Origin of the sequence: Halomonas sp. SIMBA_159 (assembly GCF_046536035.1) — a bacterium.
GTDB lineage: Bacteria > Pseudomonadota > Gammaproteobacteria > Pseudomonadales > Halomonadaceae > Vreelandella > Vreelandella venusta_A.
Genome location: NZ_JAWJBT010001324.1, coordinates 1 through 244 on the forward strand (window position 1 = coordinate 1; position 244 = coordinate 244).

At 41.8% G+C, this 244-nt stretch carries 1 protein-coding gene; it reads right to left on the reverse strand.

Going from position 1 to position 244, the window contains the following annotated elements; genetic code table 11:
- The coding region (locus tag R0J87_RS23555; protein WP_498889408.1) for a flagellar protein FlaG at nt 1-244 on the reverse strand (244 nt) is incomplete at both ends.

Consider the following 244-nt stretch of genomic DNA (forward strand, 5'->3'; position numbering starts at 1 on the left):
AGCCATGGATGCGTACATATCCAAAAACTTCCGGTTCGGTATCTCTCTTAGTACTTCATCTGTTTTTGTATCGATGACTTGCACGTAATAGACTTCCAATTGCTCGTGCAGCTGGAATTTAACGTTCGTCGCAGCCGGCTCTAACATTTCGTTCACGATGGCGATTTTATCGTGCAGCATGTCTTTTGTAATTGGTTTGGCAGTGTCCTGATAGTGATTTTCTTTAAAAATTCCCGGTTCTTTT